The organism is Rhodococcus spongiicola (assembly GCF_004011835.1).
In the GTDB taxonomy this organism is placed as follows: domain Bacteria; phylum Actinomycetota; class Actinomycetes; order Mycobacteriales; family Mycobacteriaceae; genus Prescottella; species Prescottella spongiicola.
The window spans coordinates 41525-48876 of sequence record NZ_RKLN01000008.1; the positions used below are offsets into that span (position 1 = coordinate 41525).

Below are 7352 nucleotides of genomic sequence, written 5' to 3' on the forward strand. Positions count from 1 at the left end.
AGAGGCGTTTCGTTCTCTCAGCTCACCCAGATCCGCTCGAGGACGCGGGCGACGCCGTCGTCGCTGTTGGTAGCCGTGACCTCGTCCGCCGCCGCCTTCGTATCCGGGTGCGCGTTCTCCATCGCGACGCCGTGTCCGGCCATCGTCAGCATGGCGATGTCATTGGGCATGTCCCCGAAGGCGAGAACTCCCGACTCGCTCACGCCGAGCCGCCGGGCGATCAGCCTCAGCCCCGACGCCTTGGTCACGCCGGGCGCGGACACCTCGATCAGGCCGTTGTTCGTCGAGTAGGTCAGATCCGCCCGTTCCCCCAACAGCGGCCGCAGTGTCGCGACCATGGCGGCACTGCTGGCGCCGGGGATTCGGATGAGCATCTTGATCGCCGGTGCGGACAGGATGTCCTCCGGTGCCATTTCGACGTGGTCGGGGTTGAGCCAGGCATGCTCGTACCCTGGTGCGCTCACGAACTGCGGGGTCGCGGTGTCGTGCGCGGTGGAACCGACGCGCTCGGCCGCCAGGCCCGCCCCGGGCAGCTCGTACTCGATCAGATCGGCGATCCAGGCGAGGGTGTCCACCGACAGCATCGCGGCCTCGAGGACCCGATCGGCTTCGGCGTCGTAGAGGACCGCGCCGTTGGCGCACACCGCGAGCGGTGCGAATCCGAGTCCATCGACCACCGGGTCGAGCCAACGTGGAGGGCGCCCGGTAGCAAGGACGAACGGCGTGCCGGACTCGACGACGGCGCTCGCCGCCTTGCGGGTCCGGGCGGTTATACGCTCGGCGTCGTCGATCAGGGTGCCGTCGACATCGCTGGCGACGAGGCTGGGAAGTTCGTGGTCCACCGGGTCATTCTGCCCTGTCCGATGACATCCGAGGAACGAGAACGCCTGGATGCGAGGCAACTCACGACGCACGGAAGCGACGCGCGCGGGCTTCGTCCTCGTCGAGCTTGGTGGCCTCGGCGAGCGTCGGCGCCGTTCCCCCGAGACGCCGAGGTACCCACGGCTCGCCAACCGGATGAGGGTAGTCGCGCTGCGCTTCGGCGAGCAGGGCCGCCATACGCTCGTGCAGGGTCGCCGTGAGCGACTCCGGTCCGCCGTCGGGAGCGATCGGCTCCCCCACCACGACCGTGACGGGGATGCGGTGCCGACCCAGGCGCAGCGGTTGCCCCTTGGTCGCGATCCGCTGGGCGCCCCACACGATGGACGGCACGATCGGCACTCCGGCCTCGAGCGCCATCCGTGCTGCACCGGACTTGAACTTCTTGAGTTCGAAACTCCGGCTGATCGTGCCCTCCGGATAGACACCGACCAGCTCACCGGCCTTCAGCGCCTCGACCGCCGAACGATACGACGCGGTGCCGGCGGCGCGATCCACCGCGATCGTGCGGGTATTACGCATCAGAAACCTCAGAACCGGATTGTCGGCGAGTTCTGCCTTGGCCATGAAGCGGATTCGACGACCCCGACTGCGTGCGGTGAGCCCGATCGACACGAAGTCGAGGTAGCCGGTGTGGTTGATGGCCAGCACCGCCCCACCATCACGCGGCAGGTTCTCGACGCCGACGCGCGTGAACCGAAGGCCCTGAAAGGTGCTCATGCCTTGCGCGGCCCACTCCACTGCCGCATAGACCGGCTCCACGACTACTTCCCCTCGGTCTCCTTGCTGCGTCGTGCAGCCTTCGCTTCGGCGTCCGCCGCATCCATTGCGTTGGCTTCCTCGAGGGTCGGCGCCCCACCACCGAGTCGCGCCGGCACCCAGTATTCGTCCGCCGGGTGCTCATAGCTCGCCTGCACGCCGCGCAGCAGTTCTTCCATCCGCGTGTGCAGAAGCGCCGTCATGTCCGACGCCGGCTCGAACGGCGCGATCGGCTCCCCGACGGCGATGGAGATCGGAGTGTTGGTCCGGCCCAGACGCTTCGGGTAGCCCTTGGTCCACACCCGCTGCGAGCCCCAGATAACCATCGGGACCACCGGGGTCCCCGATTCGATCGCCATGCGGGCAGCACCGGACTTGAAGCCCTTGAGTTCGAAACTTCGGCTGATAGTCGCTTCCGGGAACACGCCTACCAGTTCACCGTCCCGCAGCGCCTGCACCGCGGCCCGATAGGACTCGCCACCCGCGGCTCGGTCGACGGGGATGTGCTTCATCGCGCGCATCATCGGGCCGGAAATCTTGTGAACGAACACCTCGTTCTTCGCCATGAACCGGACATAGCGCTTGACGGCGCGGGCCGGCAGACCCGCGTAGGTGAAGTCCATGTAGCCGGTGTGGTTGATGGCGATCACCGCACCTCCCGTCGCGGGAATGTGCTCCTCGCCGGTGACGGTGAACTTCAGCCCCTGGCCTGCGAACACGGTGCGGGCTAGGCCGATGATCGTTCGGTAGAAGGGTTCCACAGATTGAAGCCTAGTCGGCCGCTCGTGGGCGAGACACTTCCCGACCCCTGCACGGACGAACAGACGAGACGAGGCCCCCGGCGTGCACGCCGGGGGCCTCGAACTCTTCGCTACGTCAGATCGGGGAGGCTGCTATGCAACCGCGCCGATCCCTCAGGACCCGAAGGGAAGTCCAGCCAGGCTACCGGTACCGGAATCGACAGAAACGACGTCGAGCGTCCGAGGCTCCGAGGTCGAGCCCTTCAGCCCCTCCGCACCCGAGTAGACCGCGGTGATCGAGTGAGCACCCGTGGTCGAGAACGCGTAGTCGAGTGTCGCGGTGCCGTCGACCAGATCGACCGTCTCTCCGATCGGGGTCTCACCGTCGAAGAACTGGATCGTTCCCTCGACCGGCACGGACGACACCACCGACGCCCACAACGTCACGGTGTCATCGGCCACTGCCGACGCGGGCACGGTCAGCGCCGTCGCGGTGTCGACGTCGACCACTGTCGGCCTCGACACGTTCACGTGCCGAGTCACCGTGGTGGAACCGTCGTGCGCTTCCGTGCCGGAGAACACCGCCGAGATGGCATGCGTGCCAACTTCAGTGAACGTGTGCGGCAACCGCGCGACACCGTCGCTCACCGCTACCGGGTCACCCAGGTCCTGGCCTGCGGTAAGGAACTGGACGGTTCCTCCCTCGACGGGCTCCCCAGCGGCGTCCAGGACGGTCACCCACAGGTCGACGACCTCATCGGTCTTGGCCTCTCCGGGAACACTGAGCAGGGTCACGGTGTCTCGGGGAGCCACCACCGGGTCGGTGACGGACACGGACTGAGCGGGTGCGGTCGAGGGCGCGAAGCCTGCCGTTCCCGAGTAGTAGGCGGTGATCTCGTGGCTTCCGACGGACGTGAACGTGTGCTCGAGAATCGCGGTTCCGTCCGTGAGCTCGACGGGCGCACCGATGTTGGCGAGGCCGTCCTTGAACTGCACGGTTCCACCCGTCGGCGTCGGACTGATCGACGCCGAGAGTGTCACGGGGTCACCGGTCCGCGCCGCCTGGGGCGCGGTGACGGCCGCGGTGGTCTCCGCATCGGTCACTACCACCGTCTGCGGCGCTGCGGTCGAGTTCGTGAACCCAAGCCCGCCGAAGAACTCCGCGGTGATGCTGTGCTGCCCGGCGGTGAACGTGTACGGCAGGGTCGCCGCCCCGTTCACGACCTCAACCCGGTCCCCGATCGGAGCCCCGTTGTCTGCGAACTGCACCGTGCCCTGCGCGTCCGTCGGCGACAACTGCACGGTCAGATCGACCGCCTCACCGGCCACAGCCGTTCCGGGGACCGACACGACGACACCCGTCGACACGGGTTCGTTCACCTGCACCGTCTGCACGGCCGACTCCGACGACTTCGCCGTAGCGGTGGAAGGGAACTTCGCCTGGACCGACCGGGCGCCTGGCGGGGGCGCCCAGTCATACGTCGCCACACCCGACGCATCCAGCTCGCTGGAACCGATCCTCGTGTCCCCGTCGTAGAAGTCCACCGGATCACCCTGCGCGCCACCGGTCACCGTGGCGGTCAACGTCACTACCTGACCCACTACCACCGGGTCGGTCGTCGCGGACAGTGATGTCGTGGTGGTGTCCTTGGCCACCGTGACCGCCGGACCCTTGGTCTGGAAGTCGTTGGCGCGAATGCCGATGACGTAGCCCATCCCGTTGTCCAACGGAGTGTCGCGCTCGCATTCGGCGGTCACCCGATACTCGAACGTGAAGGTCTGCGAGTTCGGGCTGAGGTTCGGCCAGACAGTCCACGACCCCCGCACCCGGGTGTAGGTCTCCTCCACTATCGGGTTGGACCGGTTGCTGCTCACGAACTCCCAGCACGCCGGACGGAAGTCCGTAACCTCTGAGAGGGTCACGACGGAACCGGTACGTTCGATCTTCGTCTTCACCTCGATGATCTGACCCACCGACGCCGTCGTGTCACTGATCGTGCGGGTGAAGTGGGTGGAGGCGTCCGACCACGACACCGTTTCCGATGCCGCACTGGCCACACCCGGACTGAATCCTCCGAGGAGGGTTGCTGACAGCGCGGCCACGGCCGCACCGGCGGTCAGCCGCCGACTCGTCCTACCAGTCATCCCGATCGCCCGTCCTTCTCGCGCTGTCGCTGCCTTCGAAATTTCCTGTCGCATCGTCATCTCCGCTCACGAACCGAACATGGTGCCGAGCGAGCTCGAGACCTCGTTGATCACAAGGGTTCCGGGGACGGATGTCGACTCCGTGAATCCAGCTGCGCCGCTGTACTTTGCGGTGATCTCGTAGGATCCGGCCTCGGCGAACGTGTGCGTGAGGCTTGCGTATCCATCGACGAGTTGCACTGCCTCGCCGAGCGGCTTGTCACCCGCGAAGAACTGAATGGTGCCGTTCGGGGTCTGTGGGGCGACGACGCGCGCGTCGAGGATCATTGGCTCACCCTCAGTACCGACTGCCGGCAATCCCAGTTCGGTTGCCGTCGCGAGATCAGCGGCCGACGGCACTGTCACATTGATGTCCTGAGAGTCGGTGGTCGAGCCTTCGAAGACACCCACTCCGCTGAACTCTGCCGAAATCGTGTGTACGCCAGTCGAGTCGAAGGTGTGCGTCAGCTTGGCGAAACCGTCGACCACGGGAACCGGGCCTCCGATGAGAGCCCCGCCGTTACGGAACTGCACCGTGCCCCCCTCGGGTACCGGGGCTCCGTCCCACAGGTCGAACGCGCTCGCCCACAGGTCCACCGGCTTGTCGATCTTCGCCTCACCGGGCGCGTTGAGCAACGTGGCGGTGCCGATGTTCGTCGCCGTTACTTCCACGGTCACTGGAGTAGCTGTCGAACCCAGCGAACCCACACCTCCGCTGTAGACCGCGGTGATGGGGTGCGATCCGCCTCGGATGAAGGTATGCGAGAGACTCGCGACGCCGTCCACGACCAGAATCGGTGATCCGAGATTCGTTGCGCCGTCACGGAACTGCACGGTGCCGTCGACGGGGGTCGGGGAAACGGTGGCCGAGAACGTCACTTCCGCACCGACCTCTGTGGTGGCGGGCGCGGTGAGTTCAGTGGTGGTCGCCACGGCGTCCGGTAGCGGCTCCGAGACGGCTACCACGCGCGCACCCGAGGTCGACGGCGCGTAGGCCGCACTGCCCGAGAAGGCCGCGGTGATGCTGTGGTCACCCGTCGTCGTGAAGGCATGCGAGAGCGTCGCGATACCCCCGGCGACCGGAACGGGATCCCCGATCTCGGTGTCACCGTCCTTGAACTGCACCGTTCCGTCGACGCCGGGCGGGGTCACTGCCGCGACGAGATCGACAGCGAGACCACTGGTCGCGGTCGGCGGCACCGTGACCGACGTCGTGGTCGCCACGGCGGGCGGCGTCACCGTCACTGTCCGTGCCTCCGACGTCGACGACGCGAAACCCGTTGTGCTCGAGAACTCGGCGGTGATGCTATGGGCGCCGAGGGTACCGAACGAATGCTCCAGGGTCGCGGTGCCGTTGGACACGTGAACCGGTGCGCCGATCGCGTCGCCGTTGTCCTTGAACTGCACAGTGCCCGATGCGTCGGCCGGTTCCACCGTCGCACTGAGCTGCACGGAGGTGCCGGTCGGCGTGGTGTCCGGGACGGTCAGCGTGGTGGATGTCTCGATGGCGACGATCTCGATGGTTGCCAGCGGCCCTGCCCCGGCATTGAGACCGCTCGACGCCGAGTTGCGGGGGCTGCAGCGTGTCGGCGTCCACTGATCGCCGAAGATCCCCGCATCTGCGAGCGCCAACTGCGTGCTGAAATTCTTGTCGTTGTCGAACTTGCCCGCGTCTCCGCTCGTGCGGAGCTTCGGCTCGATGACGCCGGACTGACCGGCCACCATGGTCACTTCGATAGCCGGCATCCGGAACCAGGAATCACCGTTCGAAGTCGGGTTGCCGTCTAGATCCCTCTTGGTCTTGGTAGCGGTGATCCCACCCTTTTTGCTCTTGCTGTTCGAGGCACCGTTGGCAATCACCTCGTTGTTGCCGGAGATCCGCAGAATGTTGCCGTTCGCGTCGGGCAGTCCGTCGTCGTTGACCCGGATCACACTCGGCGGTACGCCCTCCAAATGGATCCCCGTGTTCGGGACGATCTCCGCACTGACGAAGGTGGCGTTCGCGGGGATCTCGTAGTCGTTCTTGAGCCGCGTCAGATACGTCGTCGTCGCAATGGATTCCGTGTCGGGGTAGAACTGGCCGCCGGTCTGCAACCGGAAGGAGAAGGTCTCACCCGGCGCCACGGTCGTAGGCGCATCGACAGTGATCGCAGTGTCTCGAGTCTGGTCGACCGGACTGACGATACCGGGGGTAGCCCTACAAGTGTTCTTGAACTCGAGAGTGGACGTTTCCGCACCCGCAGGGGCGGCGACCAGCATCACGCCCATCGTCAGGGCGGCACCTGTGAGCGCTGCGGCGCAGCGCTTCGCTAAAGAGGGATTCACCGGACTCCTAAAAGAACAATCGAAAAGTGCTCAGCGGGTTCAACACCCGTGCCCGAGCACGATAGCTGGCAAAACTGGAACGTGTGTCAACTTTTCGGACAAAACGCTCAGTCGCTTTCTTTTGCGGATGAGCGGAATCAGGGAGTTTCAAGGACCCAGATGCTCGTGTGTCCATGAAGGCTGTGGGCCCCTGCCCGGGCAGAGGCCCACAGCCTGTTCATGCGTCAGCCGTCAGGACTGTGAATCAGTCGCCCAAGCTGCCCAGGACGCCCAGGATGCCCAGGACGCCCGCGATATCCGCGATGTCCAGGCTGCCCAACGAACCTTCACCCGAGTCACCGGACTCGGTGACGTCGAGCACCTGCACCTGCGAGGTCGAGCCCTCCACACCCGGGCCACCGGAGTAGACGACGTGGATCTCGTGCGGTCCAACGGAATCGAAGGTGTACACCAACTCGGCCACAC

The 7352-nt window shown here is 66.0% G+C and carries 6 protein-coding genes; all 6 read right to left on the reverse strand.

The features are described from left to right. Positions 1–17: 17 nt before the first annotated feature. The gene (locus EF834_RS17950; protein ID WP_127948625.1) at positions 18–842 is read right to left on the reverse strand and encodes an HAD family hydrolase; all 825 of its coding nucleotides are present in this window, start codon (positions 840–842) and stop codon (positions 18–20) included. A gap of 61 nt (positions 843–903) precedes the next feature. Continuing rightward, on the reverse strand, positions 904–1641 hold the full coding sequence (locus EF834_RS17955) for a lysophospholipid acyltransferase family protein (protein WP_164874175.1): 738 nt from the start codon (positions 1639–1641) through the stop codon (positions 904–906). Between the two features lie 2 nt (positions 1642–1643). After that, positions 1644–2399 carry a lysophospholipid acyltransferase family protein gene (locus tag EF834_RS17960; RefSeq protein ID WP_127948627.1) on the reverse strand — a complete coding sequence of 252 codons (756 nt, stop codon included), beginning with the start codon at positions 2397–2399 and terminating at the stop codon, positions 1644–1646. Between the two features lie 153 nt (positions 2400–2552). Then, positions 2553–4523 carry an Ig-like domain-containing protein gene (locus tag EF834_RS17965; protein WP_235871297.1) on the reverse strand — a complete coding sequence of 657 codons (1971 nt, stop codon included), beginning with the start codon at positions 4521–4523 and terminating at the stop codon, positions 2553–2555. 66 nt (positions 4524–4589) lie between these two features. Further along, complete coding sequence (locus tag EF834_RS18645) at positions 4590–6887, reverse strand: Ig-like domain-containing protein (RefSeq protein WP_127948631.1); 2298 nt, start codon at positions 6885–6887, stop codon at positions 4590–4592. A gap of 244 nt (positions 6888–7131) precedes the next feature. Next, the coding region (locus tag EF834_RS18265) for an Ig-like domain-containing protein (RefSeq protein WP_164874176.1) at positions 7132–7352 on the reverse strand (221 nt) is incomplete at its 5' end.